This is a genomic window from Streptomyces sp. NPDC048255 (genome assembly GCF_040652415.1).
Taxonomy (GTDB): Bacteria; Actinomycetota; Actinomycetes; order Streptomycetales; family Streptomycetaceae; genus Streptomyces.
The window spans coordinates 17,208-36,892 of record NZ_JBEZMA010000025.1; the positions used below are offsets into that span (position 1 = coordinate 17,208).

Annotated in this window: 16 protein-coding genes and 3 pseudogenes; 7 read left to right on the forward strand and 12 right to left on the reverse strand. The window is 70.0% G+C overall.

Annotated features, from left to right (window positions below; genetic code table 11):
* The first annotated feature begins 329 nt into the window (after nucleotides 1-329).
* Nucleotides 330-947, forward strand: a complete 618-nt coding sequence (locus AB0D94_RS20535; RefSeq protein WP_362053688.1) for a DUF308 domain-containing protein — start codon at nucleotides 330-332, stop codon at nucleotides 945-947.
* A gap of 795 nt (nucleotides 948-1,742) precedes the next feature.
* A complete protein-coding gene (locus AB0D94_RS20540; RefSeq protein WP_362053691.1) occupies nucleotides 1,743-2,171 on the forward strand; it encodes a hypothetical protein in 429 nt (142 codons plus the stop codon).
* A gap of 120 nt (nucleotides 2,172-2,291) precedes the next feature.
* Here the strand turns inward: AB0D94_RS20540 and AB0D94_RS20545 are convergent, their stop codons facing one another.
* Together AB0D94_RS20545 and AB0D94_RS20550 are read right to left on the reverse strand one after the other, a co-directional pair.
* On the reverse strand, nucleotides 2,292-2,975 hold the full coding sequence (locus tag AB0D94_RS20545; RefSeq protein WP_362053694.1) for a GAP family protein: 684 nt from the start codon (nucleotides 2,973-2,975) through the stop codon (nucleotides 2,292-2,294).
* 402 nt (nucleotides 2,976-3,377) lie between these two features.
* Nucleotides 3,378-4,994 (reverse strand): MFS transporter, encoded by a 1,617-nt coding sequence (locus AB0D94_RS20550; RefSeq protein WP_362053697.1) that lies wholly within the window; start codon nucleotides 4,992-4,994, stop codon nucleotides 3,378-3,380.
* A gap of 171 nt (nucleotides 4,995-5,165) precedes the next feature.
* Here AB0D94_RS20550 and AB0D94_RS20555 point away from each other — a divergent pair.
* A pseudogene (locus tag AB0D94_RS20555) lies at nucleotides 5,166-5,483 on the forward strand (transposase); the annotation flags it as partial.
* Between the two features lie 191 nt (nucleotides 5,484-5,674).
* Here AB0D94_RS20555 and AB0D94_RS20560 read toward each other — a convergent pair.
* The 3 genes from AB0D94_RS20560 to AB0D94_RS20570 all read right to left on the reverse strand — a co-directional run bounded on the left by AB0D94_RS20560 (nucleotide 5,675) and on the right by AB0D94_RS20570 (nucleotide 7,565).
* Nucleotides 5,675-6,415: a class I SAM-dependent methyltransferase gene (locus AB0D94_RS20560; protein WP_362053700.1), complete on the reverse strand. Its 741-nt coding sequence runs from the start codon at nucleotides 6,413-6,415 to the stop codon at nucleotides 5,675-5,677.
* Nucleotides 6,416-6,684: 269 nt separating this feature from the next.
* Entirely contained in the window at nucleotides 6,685-7,131 is a 447-nt protein-coding gene (locus AB0D94_RS20565; RefSeq protein ID WP_362053703.1) for a hypothetical protein, read from the reverse strand.
* Complete coding sequence (locus tag AB0D94_RS20570; protein ID WP_362053706.1) at nucleotides 7,119-7,565, reverse strand: hypothetical protein; 447 nt, start codon at nucleotides 7,563-7,565, stop codon at nucleotides 7,119-7,121. The genes AB0D94_RS20565 and AB0D94_RS20570 overlap by 13 nt, the downstream gene beginning before the upstream one ends.
* A gap of 60 nt (nucleotides 7,566-7,625) precedes the next feature.
* Between AB0D94_RS20570 and AB0D94_RS20575 the strand changes: the two genes are divergently transcribed.
* Nucleotides 7,626-7,883, forward strand: a complete 258-nt coding sequence (locus AB0D94_RS20575) for a hypothetical protein (protein ID WP_362053709.1) — start codon at nucleotides 7,626-7,628, stop codon at nucleotides 7,881-7,883.
* A 458-nt stretch (nucleotides 7,884-8,341) separates the two neighbouring features.
* A pseudogene (locus AB0D94_RS20580) lies at nucleotides 8,342-8,599 on the forward strand (RICIN domain-containing protein); the annotation flags it as partial.
* A gap of 84 nt (nucleotides 8,600-8,683) precedes the next feature.
* On the opposite strand, the pseudogene AB0D94_RS20585 reads toward AB0D94_RS20580, so the two are convergent.
* Both AB0D94_RS20585 and araD read right to left on the reverse strand, forming a co-directional pair.
* Nucleotides 8,684-8,854, reverse strand: a pseudogene (locus AB0D94_RS20585) (cellulose binding domain-containing protein); the annotation flags it as partial.
* 287 nt (nucleotides 8,855-9,141) lie between these two features.
* On the reverse strand, nucleotides 9,142-9,879 hold the full coding sequence (araD, locus tag AB0D94_RS20590) for an L-ribulose-5-phosphate 4-epimerase AraD (protein WP_362053712.1): 738 nt from the start codon (nucleotides 9,877-9,879) through the stop codon (nucleotides 9,142-9,144).
* 337 nt (nucleotides 9,880-10,216) lie between these two features.
* Here araD and AB0D94_RS20595 point away from each other — a divergent pair, with 337 nt between their 5' ends.
* The gene (locus AB0D94_RS20595; protein WP_362053715.1) at nucleotides 10,217-11,272 is read left to right on the forward strand and encodes a LacI family DNA-binding transcriptional regulator; all 1,056 of its coding nucleotides are present in this window, start codon (nucleotides 10,217-10,219) and stop codon (nucleotides 11,270-11,272) included.
* Nucleotides 11,273-11,417: 145 nt separating this feature from the next.
* Here the strand turns inward: AB0D94_RS20595 and AB0D94_RS20600 are convergent, their stop codons facing one another.
* From AB0D94_RS20600 to AB0D94_RS20620, 5 genes are all read right to left on the reverse strand, one after another.
* Complete coding sequence (locus AB0D94_RS20600; RefSeq protein ID WP_362053718.1) at nucleotides 11,418-12,542, reverse strand: aldose epimerase family protein; 1,125 nt, start codon at nucleotides 12,540-12,542, stop codon at nucleotides 11,418-11,420.
* A 104-nt stretch (nucleotides 12,543-12,646) separates the two neighbouring features.
* Nucleotides 12,647-13,669 carry a galactofuranose ABC transporter, permease protein YjfF gene (gene yjfF, locus AB0D94_RS20605; protein ID WP_362053721.1) on the reverse strand — a complete coding sequence of 341 codons (1,023 nt, stop codon included), beginning with the start codon at nucleotides 13,667-13,669 and terminating at the stop codon, nucleotides 12,647-12,649.
* A complete protein-coding gene (locus AB0D94_RS20610; protein WP_362053724.1) occupies nucleotides 13,666-14,766 on the reverse strand; it encodes an ABC transporter permease in 1,101 nt (366 codons plus the stop codon). Before AB0D94_RS20610 ends, yjfF begins: the two co-directional genes overlap by 4 nt.
* On the reverse strand, nucleotides 14,763-16,322 hold the full coding sequence (locus tag AB0D94_RS20615) for a sugar ABC transporter ATP-binding protein (protein WP_362053727.1): 1,560 nt from the start codon (nucleotides 16,320-16,322) through the stop codon (nucleotides 14,763-14,765). The genes AB0D94_RS20610 and AB0D94_RS20615 overlap by 4 nt, the downstream gene beginning before the upstream one ends.
* 94 nt (nucleotides 16,323-16,416) lie before the next feature.
* Complete coding sequence (locus AB0D94_RS20620) at nucleotides 16,417-17,415, reverse strand: ABC transporter substrate-binding protein (RefSeq protein WP_362053730.1); 999 nt, start codon at nucleotides 17,413-17,415, stop codon at nucleotides 16,417-16,419.
* A 513-nt stretch (nucleotides 17,416-17,928) separates the two neighbouring features.
* Here AB0D94_RS20620 and AB0D94_RS20625 point away from each other — a divergent pair.
* The gene (locus tag AB0D94_RS20625) at nucleotides 17,929-19,623 is read left to right on the forward strand and encodes a ribulokinase (RefSeq protein WP_362053733.1); all 1,695 of its coding nucleotides are present in this window, start codon (nucleotides 17,929-17,931) and stop codon (nucleotides 19,621-19,623) included.
* Nucleotides 19,624-19,685: the final 62 nt, after the last annotated feature.

Here is a 19,685-nt window from a genome sequence, read left to right on the forward strand (position 1 = left end):
TGCGCCGCGGCGCCGGGTGTCAAAGCTCGACCTCGGCCGGGGTGACGGTGGCGGTACGCAGCGCCGCGCCGCGCCGCGCCGATGTGAGGGTGTCGTCCCACCCGAGTGTGGGCATCGCGACGACGGCAGAGGAGTTCCATGATCGCTGGTATGCCTCCGGTTCAACCCTAGAGCCTCACCGGCTGCTGCGCATGGGGGCACGCACTCGCCCGCCCGCCCGGACCAGCGCGCCGTACCACACCCGCTTAAAATGGGGCTGATAGGTAAATAATGCACATCCGACGGCTGCGAGGGCCCTTACAGGGCCTCCGGCCGGCCCGGGAGGCGTGATGACCGTATCCCCCGACGCGGCACCGCAGCACAGGCAGAGCGATCCCGAGGACGTCCTCAAGCGGCTCGGTGGCTCGTGGCATTGGGCGCTCGGCTTGGCCCTTGCGACCCTGATCCCGGGCATCTTGGTGCTCGTATGGCCCGACGAGACGCTGCACATCCTTGCCGTCATCATCGGTCTCCAGCTCCTGGTGGCCGGTGGCTTCCGTTTCGTCACGGCCTTCTCGCACAGCGATGACGGGGGCGGCAGCAGACTGGCGGGCGTCCTGATCGCCATACTGGCGTTCCTGGCGGGCGTCCTGGTCCTGCGGCACCCCTTGCAGACGATCGGCGCGCTGTCCCTGATCGTCGGAGTGTTCTGGCTGCTGACGGGGGTGCTCACCGCGTACGTCGCGGTCGCCGATCGCGCGCTCGTGCACCGCGGCCTGCTCTTCGCCCTGGGCGCCCTCGGCGCCGTCGCCGGAATCGTTGTGCTCTGCTTCCCGGTGGATTCCGCCGTCGCCCTGACGCGGCTGCTGGGACTGTGGCTCGTCCTGCTCGGCGTGTTCGAAGTGGTCATGGCCCTCGCCCTGCGCACCGCCACCCGCGGGATCAGGCCCACGCCCCGCGAGTCGTAGTTGCCCAGGACCACCACCCGGCCCGGACGGCAGCCAAGCCGACTGGCGAACGGGCCCCTGTCCTGTGGGACGGGCGTGACACCGGCGTCGCCAGCTGACGCACGATCGTCTTCGGCCGCTGGCCGGTCAGCGGCCGGAGTCGTACGCGCACTCGCCGCCACCACCGAGGAGAAGGCAGGAGCCGCTCCCGCAGGCGGCTCGGTCCGCTGACGTGGCGAGTGGAGCACGGCAGGGTGCCGCCACGTCGCCGGTGTGGTCGCATCGGCTCATGAAGGATCCGTTCGCGTGCGACGATCCGGCGGTGCTGTCCGCGTCCGCGTCTGCTCCGGCCGACCGTGTGGCTGCTCGCCGTGCGGTGGCCGCGCATGCCGAGAGTCCCGCCGAGTGCGAGGTGCTGCTCGACATGCTCGGGCTGCTTCCCGACGAGGAGCGCCTGGGGACGTGGAGCTCAGGCCCCGACTGCCGCGGCCAGGTAGCGGAAGGAGTGGACCCTCTTTCCGGGCGGAGTGACGGTGACGACGCGCATGCCGTCGCCCGGTCGGGCACGGGCCCGGTGGGCGGACTGGGCCGTGGTGCAGTGGCCCATTCACTCACCCGGCGCTGCGCCGGAGAGCACATCTGCAGGCGGTGCGCTGACACGCAACCGGCCTGGACCCGAGGCGAATGACCCGAGCCGCGGGAGAGCTGTGCCGAAGCCGAACGGTGGGAGTGCGGGTGCGGATGGTGCTTGATCGTGTGTATGTGGTGATGGGTTCGGTATGGATCCGCCCCCGCCATCTCGCTTGAGGAGTCACGATGAAGCGTCTTCCCGTGATCGGCGTGCTCTGCGCCACCGCGGTCTTCGGTCTCACCGCCTGCTCCGACGACAGCAGCTCGCCCTCGGAAGAGGCCACCAAGGCCGCGAGTGAGCTGTGCACGGACCTCTCCGAGCTCAAGGCCGACAACGCCAAGCTCAGGGCGCTCAATCCGTCCTCCGCGACGAAGGACCAGGTGAAGGAAGCCCACCAGGCCGTCCAGGACGACTGGAACAGCGTCAAGGAGAACGCGAGCCAGCTCAAGGAGGCCGAACGCTCGGCCGTCCAGACCGCTGCCGAGGACCTGAAGAAGGCGTACGAGGCCCTGCCGGGCGACACGACGGGCCAGGACGCGCTGGCGAAGCTGCAGCCGCAGATCCTGAAGCTGGACGAGGCCACGACCTCCGCCTCCACCGGCCTCAAGTGCTGACGACACCTCCGTAGCACTCGGCTGCGGAGGCGTCTGCCGTACGGCGGTCTGGAGGCGCGGCGCACGGCCGGCCGGGCTGACGATGCGAGGGCGACCGCGGCGCCGGCGTACGGTGCCGGGTCAGCCGGTGAGCTGATAGAGGCTCCTGCCGACGAGCCACAGGCCCAGGAGGAGACAGATGACGACGATCGCCGGGTCCTTGTGGCGTTCCAGCCATCCACGCAGGCCCAGCAGGGCGAGTTGTGCCTTGTCGGGTGCGAACACCATGTACAGCTCCATGACCAGCAAGGTGGAGGTCGCCAGGATGCAGAAGGCCGTCAGGGCCAGGAAGGACTCGGGGTGGGAGAGATCGGCCTGTACGACGGTGGCGGCAGCGGCGCCGACCATCCCCCACGGCTGAAGGAGCACGGCGAGGCCCGCCGCGGACCATCCGGTGGCGTCGTCCATCCTCGAGGTCACGGACGAACCGGACGCCGTAGTCAGCTCTTGCGCAGAGGACTCCGGGGCTTTCGCCGGACGACGGCCGCGGCGGCGCCGGTGTTCGCTGTACACGACCAGGCCGACACCGATCACCAGCGTGGCCACGAGCGCCCCGATCGACGGGGGCGAACGGGGCAGGGGCGGCTGCCCGTCGGTGAGCAGGAGAACGACCGCCATCACGGCGACGAGGCACGCCAGCCAGGCGAGGATGAACGCCAGGCCCTTGCGCACGCCACGGGGTGAGGACACAACCAGCACAAAGGCCATGATGGGCAGCGGAAACAGCGTGACCGCCAAGCCGATGACAAGCAGGTCAAGCACCATGGCAGCGCGCACCGCCCCCGCGCTTCCTCCCGTACGGCAGGTCGGGCCGAGCCGAGGCCGGCACCACTCTCACAGAAGTGAGGCTCATGTGACCATCGTGACCCCGCTCTTGCTCGGGGTGCAAAAGATGCATCTTCGTAGCAGGTGACGTGACCTGGGCGCCGTAGACCCGGACATCGGCTGCTGCTTGGGTGATGCGGTGCACGGCGGCGGCCTCGATCGCCGGGTTCGAGGCGTGCGGGACGACGGTGGACACGCACCGGCCGGTGTCCGGCACGATGTCGTGGACCCACACCGTGATCAGGGAGACCGGCACGAGGAGGCAGGTGAGGTGAACGGCAGATTCCCGATCGTTGGATACGTCGCGTCGCGCACTCCCCGCCGGAGTACCTGACACGCCGTCTAGGGCTGTGTCGAGCGGGGCTGGGTCGTCGGGATGCGGTGAGTGAAGAACATCGCGAGTAGGGCGGCGAAGGCCAGGATGGCGAGGGCGGCCTGGAGGCCGTCGAGTCGTGCTGCGGCGTTCGCGTCCAGCGCGTCCTGGGTCACTTCGCTGCTGATGCCGGCTTCGTCGAGGGCCGTCTCGAGCTGGGCGTCCGACAGGAAAGGTGCGCCACTTTGGATCTTGACGGTCGCCTGACTCTTGACACTGTCCGGGATCGCCGGATTCTGCTCGACGCTGGTCAGGAAGGAACTGGCGAGCGCGGCGATCATGATCGATCCGGCGAGTGCCGTACCGATCGACGCGCCGAGGTTGGTGACGGCGTTCTGAACGCCGCCGACCTCTGCGCTCTTCTCCTCCGGTACCGCGGACACGGTGACCGACCCGAGCTGGGACGCCAGCGCACCCATACCGAGCCCGATCAGCAGCAGGGGGACGGTGACGACTTCCGCACCGGCATCCGCGTCGAGCGCGGCCATCAGGACCACCGCGCCCGCGAGCAGGGCGAGTACCCCCAGCCGTACCACCCGCCGCGGCGAGACGTCCGGGAGGAAGCGCGGGATCAGGACCGCGGCCGCCAGCAGTGTCACCGACAGCGGCAGGAGGCGGGCGCCGGTCTGCAGTGCGGACAGGCCGAGGGCGACCGACAGGTAGAGCGGTACAACGAAGAACACGCCCATCTGCACGAGGTACTGGAAGAAGAACATGGTCAGCCCGCCGGTGAGCTGCTTGTTCTGCAGCAGCGCCGGGTCGATGAGCGGGTCCCTGCCCCGTTCCACGAGGCGGGCCTCCCAGCGCAGGAAGAGCCAGATCAGCAGCAGACCTGCCAGCATCAGCCACACGACCAGCGAGATCCCGAGCCACGACGGCGCGTCGGGCTTGGGCTGGAACCAGCCCCATTCGTCCGAGCGGAGCACCCCGTAGACGAAGAGCCCGAGCCCGAGTGCGGACAGCACGGCGCCGACGAGATCGACGCGCCGGCGTTCGCCGACCGGGGCGTCGGCGATGCGGCGGGCCAGCACCAGGATGCCGAGCACCACCAGCACCTCACCGGCGAACACCCACCGCCACGAGAAGTACGTCGTCGCGACACCGCCGATGAGCGGCCCGACCCCGATCGCCACGGCCCCCGCCGCCGCGACGAGTCCGTAGGCGGCGGGCCGGCGTTCAGGGACGAAGTTCCCGGCCACCAGCGCCACGATCGCGGGCAGGATGAGAGCCGCACCGATGCCTTCGAGGAGCGCCCAGCCGAACAGGAGCACCGGTAGGTTCGGTGCGAGCGCCGTGGTGAGAGAGCCGGCCCCGTAGATGCAGCAGCCGATCAGGAACGCGCGTTTGCGGCCGATCAGCGCCCCGACCTTGCCACCGGGGATCATGAACATCGCCATCACCAGGGTGTAGGCGGTGATCGCGCCCTGGATGCCCGTCACGGTCGTGCCCACGTCCTCGGCCACCGTCGCGATCGAGACGTTCATGACCGAGCTGTCGAGCGCCATCAGGAACTGACCGGCCGAGAGCGTCAGCAAGACAACTCGCGCTTTCGCAGAACTCTCGGCAGTACCCGTCCTTGATGCCATGGGCGGGATCGTCCCAGCAAACCCGGCAGGCGCATCCGCGACCCGCCACGCATCATCCGATCGGCAGACTGTCCTACTCCGTGCGCAATGGGCACAGGGAAGCCCGGCGGGCGCGGCGGACGCGGCGGACGCGGCCAACCTGCGCCGCTTCATGGCAGGCGTCTACACCGGGTGGGTTCCCCTGTGATCGAGCCGCTGCTACCGAAGGTGGAGCGGCAGCCCCGGCACCCCGGGCGCAAGCGGCATCCGGACCGGCTGGTGTTCCAGGGCATCCTGTTCGTCCTGCACACGGGGATCGCCTGGGAACATCTGCCTCAGGAGCTCGGCTTCGGCTCGGATCTGACCTGCTGGCGCCGCCTGCCTGAGTGGACCGAGGCTGGAGTCTGGCCCCGGCTGCACGGGGTCCTCCTGGCCAAGCTTCGCAGCGCGAACGCCCCGGACTTCTCCCGGGCGGCCGTCGACGGCTCCCGCATGCGGGAGCTAAAGGGAGATCCAACCGCCCGGACGTGGTGTTGGGCACCCGCACTGGTTCCGCCGCCCGCGGATCCGCTGGTGATGCGCGACGACATGCACGCAGCCTTCCGCCCCCTCGGATGCGCGCTGATCCGCTGGCGATGCCTGAACTCCCGGTAGGAGTTTCAAGACGGGCACGGCTCACGTTGACGGCCCGGTGGCCGACCTCAGGTTGGCTTGCGCCACACGGAGATGTGCTTCGCGGAGTCCTGGGTGAACGGCGCCCCGTCCCAGTCCGCGACGCGACGCTCCAGGTCGAGCCCAGCGATCCGTGCCATCAGGTCGAGCTCTGCCGGCCAGGCGTAGCGGTGCCGGGATGCGTCGCGGCGGTAGCGGCCGTCGTCGCCGTCGCGGGTGAAGTGGTGCGAGACGAGGATCTGCTCGACCAGGTCGAAGGTGTCGAAGCCGAGATGCTGCTCAGAGACGTCGAACGGCACCGCGACCTGACCGGGCGGCAGGAACCGCAGCGGCGGCACGCCCAGCTCGATGACGAATCGGCCGCCGGGCTCCAGATGCCGTGCGGCGTTGCGGAAGCACTCGACCTGCTCGTCCTGCGTGAGCAGGTTCGTGATGGTGTTGTAGACGAGATAGACCAGGGTGAACTCGCCGGGAACGACGGTGGTGGCCATGTCCCCGATGACTACCGGGAGCGTGTCCTCGTCGATCTTGCGCCGCAGCACCGCTGCCATGTGCTCGGACAGTTCGATGCCCACTACCGGCACGCCGCGTTCCCGGAGCGGGACGCCAACTCGTCCGGTCCCGATGGCGAACTCCAGTGCCCGGCCGTCTCCGGCGAGTTCGGCGAGGAAGGCGAGGGTCGGTCCGAGAACGGCGGCCGAGGACGTCTCGGTCTCCTCGGCGTCGTAGCGGTCGGCGGTCGCGCGGGTCCACAGCTCACTGGTCGTCACGGGCGGCCACTTTGCCGGGTACCGAGGGGCGTTGTCGACGCATTTGCCTTCCACCGGCTCCGATCACACGGTTCGGGGCGGGCCGGTACAGACCTTTCAGGGCACCGCCCGGCTCGGGGCGCACGGTCACGGCAGTGGTGCGGTCGTTCCCCTCGGCGCGGCGTGCACCGCCCACAGATCGCCGTCGACTTCCCATGGCTTCGGCCGAGCGAGCGCTTTTGTCTGCGTCGGACGCCCTCAGCCGTCCGGTCGTATGACGGCCCCGTCGGTCATGGGTAGCGCTTCGGTTCGCCGGGGCGCTCGAAGTAGAACCCGCGCGGCCCGTGGGGTTCCGCGGCACCATCGCACAGGCAGGGCAGGCTCTCGCCCTCGACCAGACCGCTGCCGTCGAGGAGGGGCTTCCCGTCGAAGCGCCGCCCGACAGAGCCGAACAGGTGCGTCCCGCGGCCGAGCCGCATCAGGCCCGCAACGACGCGCCGCGGCGGGACGGGCAGTCCGCCCGACACGAGGGGGACGAGCAGGAAGAGGTTCCTCTTGTCCCGTGCACTCGGGCCGGTCCACAGCGCGACGATCACTGCGGCGTCGTCGGGGTCGGGAACACATCCGCGGACGTAGTATGGCCTGGCGATGGGGGTGTCGGTGTACTGCCAGAGGGCTGCTGCAACGGCGCTCTGCGCGCGGGAGAGGCAGCCCCCGGAACAGGTCAGTTGACCCATGACGGGCATTTCTGCACCCCCCGGCAATAGGCCGTGATGACTCCGACCTTCCCCTTTGCGCCGGGTGCTTCGTACCTGTCGTCATCGGTGGTCTTGGCGTAGCGGACCTTGACCACGAAATCGACTTGGCGGCCGTTCTTGATGGCCGAGCCCCAGTACTCAAGGTTCCGCTGCTGGTCGGACAGCTTGTCGGGCTTGCCGTTGAGCGCGGCGTTGATGAGTCTGCAACTGGTGATGCCGTGCGGACGGGAGAAGTGCTGCCATCCGAGCTCGGCGTTTCCCGTCCGCGTGGGGATGCGGCGGTGGTCCCAATCCGTCTGAACGCACCTCTCCGTGGTGTCCCAGGATTCTTGCGGGGCACCGGCCGGAGCAGCGCCCAGGAGAGCCGCGACAGCCACCATGACGGCCGTCCGCCGTAAAGGAGCAGTGATCACCCGCCAAGGATCCCGGCCCCCTCGCCTGCGCGTACATGGGCGGCATGCAAGTTCACCCGGATGCCGGATCAAGCCGCTGCGGCCGGCCGCCGGCTCCCGTACCGGGCCGGGGACCGCACGCTGATACTCAACGGGAACCCGCTCGCCGAACCGTACCTGCCACCCGAGCCCCCGCCCTCGGCAGCGGCCTTCGACATCCTGGTCCCCGAGGGCAAGGTCGTGGCCCTGCGCGACAACCGGGTCGAGCCGCACGAGCGCGACTTCCCGGAAGGCGGGCCCGGCGCGTTCGCCGCCGCGCCCGCCCAACTGCGAAGCTAGCGGTGGGGCGGTGCCCCGGCCCACCGGGCGTCCCCCGTTGTCGTGTCTCGGGTGTCAGCCCGACAGGCGGGCGACGTCTGAGGCCAGTTTCTCCGGCGCGGGGTGCGCGAAGAGCACGTCCTGCCGTAGCCCTCGGTCCCGTCGGCGCTAGGCCCTGTCCGGGCGATCTTCGCGGGCCCGCGCCGCCTGGTACGGCGCCTCGCCGCGTTGTCGGACCGCGCGAGTACGGCCGAGTACGAGCGCTCCTCCGCCTTGCGATGCACCGCACCAGACGACGCGGGCTGATCCACGAAGATCGCCCGGACAGGACCTAGTAGCCCTCGCGTCAGGCAAGCACGCACCGACCCTGACTGCTCGCGGCAGTCGGGGCCGACAGGAGTTCCACCACGCGCCTCGCGCCTTCCCGCCCCGGGCCCGAGCCGGCCGAACCGGCCCTGTGTCCCTGGGCGTTCCGGCGCTACACCGCCGCAGGCGAGCTCAGGGTCTACGGCGACAAGTGCCTGGACGCCGCCGGCACCGGCAACGGCACCAAGGTCCAGATCTACAGCTGCTGGGGTGGCGACAACCAGAAGTGGCGCCTCAACTCCGACGGATCCATCGTCGGAGTCCGGTCCGGCCTCTGTCTCGACGCCACTGGCAACAACACCGCCAACGGCACCCTGATCCAGCTCTACTCCTGCTCGGGCGGCAGCAACCAGCGCTGGACCCGTACCTGACGACCTGCCATGAAGTGGAGCCAGGACGATCCTGGCTCCACTCCGTCGTCCATCGCCGGGTGGGCGGGGCGTGACGATCGTTCAGGAGCAGAGTGCACCGTTGAGCGTGTAGCGCGCCGGCATCGCGTTGGTACCCGAATACGTCGCCTGGAAGCCGAAGCTCACGCTGCCGCCGGGTGCCAGTGTTCCGTTCCATCCGGTGTCCCGGGCGGTGACCGTGCTGCCCGACTGGCTCACCCTGGCGTTCCAGGCGTTGCCAGGGGGGTGGGGGCTCGGAGTGGGAGCGCTCCTAATCAAGCCAGGCGCCCGGCAAGGACGTCAAGTCGCCTGCCTGGGACGGCGGTTGACCGTCCTTCATCCGAGAACAGGCCAACTACCACCACAGCTTCGGCGCACGTTGAACCGGTGGCGCGAAATCGCCGATCAGAGGGGGCGCCGGCCAGGCGGCCGGCTCCCGGGCAAAGTCGCGCCCCGGCACAGGGTCGACGCAAGCGATCCGTCCCGCGCCGCCGCAGCGGGTAACGGCGAGACGGTGCGCGGCCTCAGACGCTCGGGGTGTGCGGGACGTTGCCGTAGTAGGCGTCCGGTCCGTGCTTACGGGTGAAGTGCCGCTCCAGCAGATGCTTCGGCGGTTCGGAGGCTTCCCCGAGGCGGGACCCCAGCGCCAGCGTGTGCAGCGCCATCTCCGCCACGGCCTCGCAGACGATGGCGTTCTCCAGCGCCGCCTTCGCGGTCGCACCCCAGGTGAAGGGTCCGTGCCGTGAGACGAGCGCTCCGGGGACCTCCTCGGCACGACGGGGGTCGCCGTCGAGCCGGGAAACGATCACCCGTCCGGTGTTGTACTCGTAGTCCCGCTCGCACTGCTCGGCGGTGAGGTCCGCCGTCACGGGGACGGGCCCGTTGAAGGTGTCGGCGTGCGTCGTGCCGAGTACGGGGATCGGGCGGCGCGCCTGGGCGAAGGCGACGGCGTGCGTCGAGTGCGTGTGGGTGACGCCGCCGATGGAGGGGAAGGCCCGGTAGAGGCACCGATGGGTTTCGGTGTCGGTGGACGGCCTGAGGTGTCCCTCGACGACCCGCCCGTCCTCCAGCGCCACCACCACCAGGTCCTCCTCGGTGAGGTCGGCGTAGGAGACGCCGGACGGCTTGATGACGAAGACGCCCGCGTCTCGGTCCACTCCGCTGACGTTTCCCCAGGTGAGGGTGGCCAGACCGGCCTCCGGGATGCGCAGGTTGGCCGCGAGGACCTCGCGACGGAGGTCCCCCAGGAAGGTCTCGCTCACTACGCTCTCACCGTCTCTCCGGCATGCGCGGCGGGTTTCTCCGGGACCGCTGCCCGGCAGGCCCCCGCGGTCGCGCATGAGTGGACTGGACTGATCGGGGCTGCAGCACATCGCGGCTGGCCCACCTTGGCCGCCCCGATCAGATTGTGAGCGCTAACACGCAGCAATCTCAAGAGGTACGAGGAGATTCCTGCCCACAGCATGCGATCAACGCTGCATAATGTGAACGCAAACATCTACACCTGGTCGACAATCCTCCGGTCGGTCCGAGATGTGTGCGGGCCGCGGCTGGTTCGGTACCTTGAGGGAAGGCCGCTCGATGAGGAAAGGAAGAGAGTTGACCCAGCTCCCAGACGTCTCGCGAGCGCCCACGATGACGGACGTCGCACGCGTCGCCGGCGTGTCCCATCAGACCGTTTCGCGGGTGCTCAGCGACCACCCGAACGTCAGCGCCAAGACCCGGGCCGCGGTGACTCAGGTCATCGAGCAGCTGGGGTACCGCCGCAATTCGGCGGCCCGGGCTCTGGCCACCCGCCGGACCCACACGCTGGGCGTCATCGCGGTGAACACCACTCTGCACGGGCCCGCCAGCACCGTGGCGGGAGTGCAGGAGGCGGCTCGGGACCGCGGCTACCTCACGTCTGCCGTCACGCTTCGGACCGCCACCCAGACAGCCCTCGCCGAAGCCATGCAGCACCTCGCCGGGTGGGGCGTGGAGGGGATCGTCGCCGTCACTCCGCAACGCGCCGCGGTGCGCGCCCTGGCGGCACTGGAAGCACCGTGCCCGGTGGTCACCGTGGAAGGCGGCCACACCCTCGACCTGCCGGGGGTGTCGCTGGACCAGAACCTCGGCGCCCGCATGATCACGGAGCATCTTCTCGCGTCGGGCCACGCCACCGTGTGGCATGTGGCGGGCCCCCCCGACTGGCTCGAGAGCGAGGCCCGCACGCAGGGGTGGGAGGACGCGCTGCGCGATGCCGGCGCCGAGGTGCCGCCCGTGCTGCGCGGCGACTGGAGTCCGCTGTCGGGATACCAGGCCGGCCAGCAGCTCGCGGGTCGGGTCCTGGCGTCAGGGCGGGGAGCCGGCCTCACCGCGGTGTTCGTCGCCAACGACCAGATGGCTCTCGGTGTCCTACGGGCCTTGCGGGAAGCGGGCCTGCGCACGCCCGAGGACGTGGCGGTCGCCGGCTTCGACGACATCCCCGAGGCGGAGTTCTTCCCGCCCCCGCTGACGACGATCCGCCAGGACTTCGCCTCGCTCGGCCGCGACAGCATCGGGCTGCTCCTGGACCACATCGAGGGCAGGACCGACGAGTCGGCCCACCTGGTGGTGGCGCCCGAGCTCATCGTGCGCGCCAGCACGGCCCGCAGGATCGCTCCCCCCGGCGAATGACCCCCACGTGCCCGGCGGTTGACCCCTCTCGCAGGAGGCCGGGCCCCGGGGGCACCTTCGTACGCGGGAAACCGGGCGCAGGCACCAAAGCCGCTGTCCGGTGCCCCCCGGCACCGGACAGCGGCTACGGCCGCCGCCGCCCCTCTCAGGCGGCGACCGTGGTGAAACTGTGGATCGTGGTCGACCGGTACAGCTCGCCCGGGCGCAGGACGACCGTCGGGTAGTCGGGGCGGTTCGGGGAGTCCGGGAAGTGCTGGGTCTCCAGCGCGACCCCCGCGTAGGCGTGGTACGGCCTGCCTGCCTTGCCCGTGATGTCACCGGTCAGGCCTTGCGCGGTGTAGACCTGGATGCCCGGTTCCGTGGTGCGCACCTCCATGCGGCGGCCGGATGCGGGGGCGTACAACACGGCGGCCTTACGAGGACTGTCTCGCCGGGCGTCGTCGAGGACCCAGTTGTGATCGAAGCCTCCGCCGGCGAGGGCCAGTTGCGCCTCCGTATGGGTCAAGGCGTCGGAGAGACGCCGGTGTCGGCGGAGGTCGAACGGGGTGTCGCTGACCGGGCGGTGAGGGCCGTCGGGGATCAACTCGGCGTCGACCGGGGTGTAGAGGGGGGACGCAACCTGGAGGTGGTGGGCCAGGATGTTGCCGCGCCCCTCCCCTTCGAGGTTCCAGTAGGCGTGGTTGGTGAGGTTGACGATCGTCGGCGCGTCGGCGACCGCCTGGTACGACACGGTCAGGTTGTCGTCGCGGTCCAGCGTGTACGTGAGGCGGACGTTCAGGGCACCGGGGAATCCCTGATCCCCGTCGGGGCTGTGCAGGAACAGGCGGACACCGGTGCGGTGCGCTGAGTGGAAGGGTTCGCACCGCCACAGGCGCTGGTCGAACCCGTCGGGACCGCCGTGCAGCGTGTGCCCGTCCTCCTGGGTGGCGAGCCGGTGGGTGACGCCGTCGACCACGAGCCGGCCACTCGCGATGCGGTTGGCGTAACGGCCCACCGTCGCACCGAAGTAGCGTGCGGAACCCTCGCAGGCGGCGGGGTCGCGGGGCGCGAGCACCACGTCAGCGGTGTGGCCCCAGCGGTCCGGCAGGATCAGGGAACGGAGGCGGGCGCCGCGCGTGTGGACCTCGGCACGGGCCCTGCCGGGGAAGCCGAACCGCCACCTCTCCCCCGTTCCGCCATCGTCCAGACGCAGGGGGCGGGCCGTCCGCGGACAGGCGGCCGTCTGCCTGGGCTCGGCGGCCTGGTCGACAGATTCGTATGCGTGTTCCATGACGGCATTCCCTGGAAGTCGGTCCACCGGATGCGCGCCGGGACCAAGCTGTGATCGCGGCACGCGAACGCGGTGGCACGGGCGGGTGGGCTGCGGAGCCGGAGTCAGTCGGCGGCGGGGCGGCGGCCGCTCATCAGTCGTTGCAGCACGATGAACACGAGCAGCAGGGCGCCGATGACGATGCGGGTCCACCAGGAGCTCAGCGTGCCCTGGAAGTTGACGACCGTCTGGATCATGCCGAGGACGAGCACGCCGAGTGCCGTGCCCAGGACGAAACCGGAGCCTCCGGTCAGCAGCGTGCCGCCGATCACGGTGGCGGCGATCGCGTCGAGTTCCATGCCCATGGCGTGGAGGGCGTAGCCGGAGAGCATGTAGAAGGTCAGCAGCAGGCCGCCGAGTGCGGAGCACAGGCCGCTGACGGCGTATACGGCGATCTTGGTGGAGCCCACCGGAAGACCCATCAGGCGTGCGGAGGCCTCATTGCCGCCCAGCGCGTACACGTTGCGGCCGAAGCGCGTGTGGTGCAGTACGACGAAGGCGATCACCAGCACGGCCAGGGCGATGACCACCGGGATCGATACGAACAGTCCTCCCGGGCCGTACAGCCGGGTCTGCGCGATTCCGGCCGTGGTGGGGTCGCTGATCGTGATGGATTCGGTGCTGATCGTGTAGCAGAGCCCGCGGGCGAGGAACATGCCGGCCAGGGTGACGATGAACGGCTGGATCTCGAAGGTGTGGATGATCCAGCCCATGAGCGTCCCGCTCGCGGCGCCGACCAGCAGGACCAGTGGGATGACGGTGGCCAGGGGCCAGCCGTGCGACTCGACCAGCCAGGCGGTGAGCATGGTGGACAGGGCCACCATGGAGCCGACGGACAGGTCGATGCCGCCGGTGAGGATGACGAAGGTCGCCCCGACCGCGACGACCAGCAGGAATCCGTTGTCGATCAGCAGGTTCAGCACGACTTGCGCGGAGAGGAAGCCCTCGTAGCGCACCGATCCGACGCCGAGCATGACGACCAGCAGGACGGCCGTGACGATCAGTGGGATACGGGTGCGGGTGCGCGGGGACACGGTCGCGAAGGGGCGGGTGAGGTGCGCGGCGGCGCTCGCGATGCCGGTACTCATGCGCGTACCTCCTGCTGCTGCGGGGTGGCGCCCGCCGGGGTGTGGGATCGGGGAGTGCTCGTCCTGCGGCGGCGCAGGACCTTGGCCCGGAAGACCGGGGACTGCACGAGGCAGACGACGATGACGACGAAGGCCTTGAAGACGAGGGTGGTCTCGGGTGGGACGCCGAGGGTGTAGACGGTGGTGGACAGGGTCTGGATGATCAGTGCGCCCAGGACGGTGCCGCCGAGGGAGAAGCGTCCTCCGGTCAGTGCGGTGCCGCCGACGACGACGGCGAGGATCGCGTCGAGTTCGATCCACAGGCCGGCGTTGTTGCCGTCGGCGCTGGAGACGTTGGAACTGATCATCAGTCCGGCGACGGCGGCGCACAGCGCGCTGAAGACGTAGACCAGGGCGAGCAGGCCGCCGGCGCGGATGCCGACCAGGCGGCTGGCGGCGGGGTTGCCGCCCACGGACTCGATCAGCATGCCGAGTGCGCTGCGACGGGTGACGAAGGCGGTGAGCGCGACGAGGGCGGCCGCCAGGAGGACGGCGAACGGGAAGGTCAGCCAGTAGCCGCCTCCGATCATCTTGTAGGGGGCGCTGGTCACCGTGATGATCTGGCCACCGGTGATCAGCTGGGCGACGCCGCGGCCCGCGACCATGAGGATCAAGGTGGCCACGATGGGCTGCACCCCCAGCCCGGACACCAGGAAGCCGTTGGCGAGGCCCAGCACGAGGGCGACGCCGAGGGCGAGGGAGACGGCCGTGAGCATGGTGGCGACGCTGCCGGGATGCGCGGCGGTGGAGATGTGTCCACAGGCGAGGGCGCCGGCGATGGCGACGGTGGAACCCACCGAGAGGTCGATGCCGCGGGTGGCGATGACGAGCGTCATGCCGAGCGCCACCAGGATGAGGGGCGCGCCGAACTGGAGGATGTCGATGAGGCTGCCGTAGAGGTGGCCGTCGCGTACGCGGACGGAGAAGAAGTCGTGGTGGAACGCGAGGTTGCCGAGGAGCAGGGCGAGCAGGATGAGCGCGGGCCACAGCAGGCGGTGGCCGGCCAGCCGTCTCCCGATCGCGGCGGCCGCCCCGGACTTGGCGGGCTGGGTGGTCATGAGTCCGTTCCGGTGGCGATGGTGGTGAGGAGGCGTTCGGGCGTGACGGTGTCGTCGTTCGCGAGGGTGGCCACCATGCGGTGGTCGCGGAGCACGGCGATGCGGTGGCTCAGGCGCAGGACCTCTTCGAGTTCCGCCGAGATGAACAGCACGGCGGTGCCTTCGCCCGCCAGGCGGGCCACGAGTTTCTGGATCTCCGCCTTGGCCCCGATGTCGATGCCCCGGGTGGGTTCGTCGAGGATCAGGAGCCGGGGTGCGGTCAGCAGCCAGCGGGCGAGGAGGACCTTCTGCTGGTTGCCGCCGCTGAGGTGGCGCACCTGCGCTTCGGGGTCGGCGGGGCGGATGTCCAGGGCTTCGATCCAGTGCCGTGCCAGTTCGTCCTGCTTCGAACGGGCCAGCGGCCTGGTCCAGCGGCGGGCGGCCTGCAGGGCGAGGACGATGTTCTCGCGGACCGTGAGCTCGCCCACCAGTCCCTCGGACTTGCGGTTCTCGGAGCAGAACGCGATGCCTCGGGCGATGGCGTGGCGGGGGGTGCGCAGGAGTACCTTCTTGCCCTCGATGCTCACTTCTCCGCCGTCCGCGCTGTCCGCGCCGAACAGGAGGCGCGCCGCCTCGGTGCGTCCCGAGCCCAGGAGGCCGGCCAGTCCGATGACCTCCCCGGCATGGATGTCGAGGTCGTACGGTTCGATCGAGCCCGTGCGGGTCAGTTGTCGTGCCTGGAGGAACGGCTCGCCGGCCGCCCGTTCGGCCGCTTCCTCGTGGGCACGTTCGGACAGCTGGTCGAGGGTGGCCAGTTCTCCGCCGATCATGCGCTGTACCAGCGTCACCGGCGTGAGTTCCCCGATCGGGTACTCGCCTTCCAGCCGGCCGTTGCGCAGGATGGTGACGCGGTCGCAGAGGTCGAATACCTGGTCGAGGAAGTGCGTGACGAACAGGACGGCCACACCGCGGTCCCGCAGGCGCCGCACCAGGGTGAAGAGCTGGGCGACCTCCTCGCGATCCAGGCTGGAGGTGGGTTCGTCCAGCACGAGCACCTTCGCCGAGACGTCCACCGCCCGGACGATGGCGACCAGTTGCTGCACCGCCAGGGAGTGCGAATCGAGCAGACTGGTGACGTCCAGATCGAGGTCGAGTTCCGTCAGCAGCTCTGCCGCCCGCTGCCGCATCGCGGACCAGTGGATGAGACCGAACCGGCGCGGTTCGCGCCCGATGAGGATGTTCTCGGCGACCGAGATGTTCGGGCAGAGGTTGACCTCCTGGTAGACGGTGCTGATTCCGGCCTGCTGCGCCTGGAGTGGGTCTGCGAATGCGTGGGGCCGGCCGTCGACGAGGAGGGTGCCGCCGTCGGCGGGGTGGACACCGGTGAGCACCTTGATCAAGGTGGACTTCCCGGCGCCGTTCTCGCCCATCAGGGCATGCACCTCACCGGGGAAGAGGCGCAGGGCGACTCCGTCGAGCGCGAGCACGCCCGGGAACCGCTTGCGGATGCCGTGGGCTTCCAGGACCGGCCGCGGGCCGCCGGCGCCCGTGGCCGGCGGGGTGGACGGATGCGTCATCCGCCCTCCTCTCATGTGTGGGGTGGTGGAGCGGGCTCCGGAGGGTGAAGGAGGCACCGGAGCCGGGCCTCCTCCGGCACCAAAACCTGTCGCGTCAGTAGTTCCGGGACGGCAGGGCGGCCGCGGCCTTGTCCTGCGGGAAGACGCCCTCCTGGGTCTCGACCCGGGTCGGCACGCTCTCCCCCGCCACGACCTTCTTGGCCAGCTCCATCAGCTGGTCGCCGAGCATCGGGTTGCACTCCACCACGACGTTGATCTTGCCCTCGGTCATGGCGACGAAGGCGTCCTTGATTCCGTCCACCGAGATCACCTTGATGTCCGTACCGGGCTTCTTGCCGGACTCCTCGATGGCCTGGATGGCGCCGAGGGCCATGTCGTCGTTGTGGGCGTAGAGGACGTCGATGTCCTTCTGCGACTTCAGGAACGCCTGCATGACCTCCTTGCCCTTGGCTCGGGTGAAGTCGCCCGTCTGCGAGGCAACGATCTTGAACTTGCCGTCGGTGCGGATGACGTCGGCGAAGCCGGCCTTGCGGTCGTTGGCGGGTGCGGAGCCCGTGGTGCCCTGGAGCTCGACGATGTTGACCGGGCCCTGCTCGTTGGCGTATGCGCCGGTCAGCCACTCGCCCGCGGACTTGCCCTCCTTGACGAAGTCCGAGCCCAGGAAGGTCTTGTAGAGGGAGGTGTCCTTGGTGTCCACGGCGCGGTCGGTGAGGATGACCGGGATGCCCGCGTCCTTGGCCTCCTTCAGCACCGTGTCCCAGCCGGACTCCACGACCGGCGAGAAGGCGATCACATCGACCTTCTGCTGGATGAAGGTGCGGATCGCCTTGATCTGGTTCTCCTGCTTCTGCTGCGCGTCGGAGAACTTGAGCTCGATCCCGGCCTTCTTCGCCGCCTCCTGGACGGACTTGGTGTTGGCGGTACGCCAACCGCTCTCGGCGCCGACCTGGGCGAAGCCCATGGTGATCGCGCCGCCGGAGTCCGCCTTGGCCCCGGAGGCCGGGCCGGAGGCGGGGCCCTCGGTCGAGCAGGCGGTCAGCGCCGAGGAGGCGAGGAGGGCGGCGGTGAGGACGAGAGCTGCTCTGCGAGCCATGACGGGTGTCCTTTCGGGGGCTACGGATGAGGCTCCGCACGGCCGGTGCCGGGCTGCGCCCGTGGTCATGGGCGTGGCGGGGCGGGGGCGGGGGCCGGGGGCGGGGGCGGGGCGACAGGAGCGGGATGCCCTTGAGGGGGCGCCGTCGCATTGTGAGCGCTAACAAGCCGGGTTCTCAACCCCTTTGCGCGCGTTACCTGTCCGTTACCGCGTCACGTGCGACAACAACGCGGACTCCATCCGTTCGCGCGACCATCGACCCCGCCTACCCGAATCGGAGACCTCAACCCGCCTCGCACCAAAGGCATATCGAGCCGCGGCCCCGTATACGAAGGCCGCCGCACCATGAGGGTCTCCCACATGATCCACGCAGACCCCTTGCCTATCGACATTGTTAGCGCTCACACTGCAAGCTCATCGGATCCTCCGCCGACCGCCAGGATGGTCGGGACGGCATCTCCGGCTGCCGGGCCGCGCCGCGTGCCGCCCACGGCTCCTTCGAAAGGCACTCTGTTGACGTCACCCCATCTCCTCGCGCCCGCCCCTCCTTCCGAGGAATCGGAGCAGTACACGGTCGGTGTCGACTTCGGCACCCTGTCGGGCCGCGCCGTGGTGGTGCGGGTTCGCGACGGTCAGGAGCTGGCCGCGGCGGTCCACGCCTACCGGCACGGCGTCATCGACCGGCATCTGCCGCACGGCGGTGCGCAACTGCCTCCGGACTGGGCCCTGCAACACCCCCAGGACTGGCGGGACGTACTGCGTCACGCCGTCCCGGAGGCCGTGGCGGCGGCCGGGGTCGATCCTGCCGCGGTGATCGGCATCGCCACCGACTTCACCGCGTGCACCGTCCTGCCCACCCTGGCCGACGGGACTCCCCTCGCCGAGACGGAGCTCGCCGGACGGCCCCACGCGTGGCCCAAGCTGTGGAAGCACCACGCGGCCCAGTCGTATGCCGACCGCATCAACGAACTCGCCCACGCCCGCGGGGAGAAGTGGATCGCCCGCTACGGCGGCCGGATCTCCGCCGAGTGGCAGTTCGCGAAGGCCCTCCAGGTCCTGGAAGAAGACCCGCTCGTCTACGAAAGCTGCGCGCGGTGGATCGAGGCCGCCGACTGGATCGTGTGGCAGCTCACCGGAACCGAGTCCCGCAACGCCTGCACCGCCGGATACAAGGGCATCCACCAGGACGGCGCCTACCCGAGCGAGGAGTACCTGGCCGCGCTGAACCCCCGGTTCGCCGACTTCGCACGCACCCGCCTCGAATTCCCCCTCGCCGCTCTGGGATCACGAGTGGGCTCGCTCAGTACGGAGGCGGCAGCAAGGACAGGGCTGCGCCCCGGCATCGCCGTGGCCGCGGGCAACGTCGATGCCCATGTCACCGCGGCGGCGGCCCAGGCAGTCGAGGACGGACAACTGCTCGCCATCATGGGGACCTCCACCTGCCACGTCGTGAACTCCCCCGTCCTCGCCGACGTCCCCGGCATCTGCGGTGTCGTGGCCGGCGGGATCGTCGAGGAAACCTACGGCTACGAGGCCGGCCAGAGCGCGGTCGGCGACATCTTCGCCTGGGTACTGGACCAAGGCGTCCCGCCGGACTACCTCGCCGAGGCCGCCGACCGCGGCGAGGACCTGCACACCCTGCTGACCCGGAAGGCCGCCTGCCAGCCGGTCGGCGGCCACGGACTGGTCGCCCTCGACTGGCTGAACGGCAACCGTTCGGTCCTCGTCGACCACCACCTCTCCGGAGTCATCGTGGGTCTCACCCTCGCGACCCGCCCCGAGGACGTCTACCGCGCACTGCTCGAAGCCACCGCGTTCGGCACCCGCGTCATCGTGGAGGCCCTGGAAGCAGGCGGCGTACCGGTCCACGAGTTCATCGTCGCCGGCGGACTGGCCAAGAACGAACTGCTGATGCAGATCTACTCCGACGTGCTGCGCCGCCCCGTATCCCTGGCCGCGTCCAACCAGGGCCCCGCCCTCGGGTCGGCCATCCACGCCGCCGTAGCCGCCGGCGCGCACGGCGACGTAAGGACGGCCACCGCCGCCATGGGCCGCCGGCTGCCGGCCGTCTACCTGCCCGACGCCACCCGGGCCGAGGCGTACGACGCCCTCTTCGCCGAATACCGGCTCCTGCACGACCACTTCGCCACGGGTGGCCTGCTGCACCGCCTCAGGCACATCCGCGACACGACCCACACCGCGGGCTGACCCCCGCCCGTTGTCCGTTCCCGCATTCCCACCCGCCCGCCGCCCTCACCACCGTTGCGGGA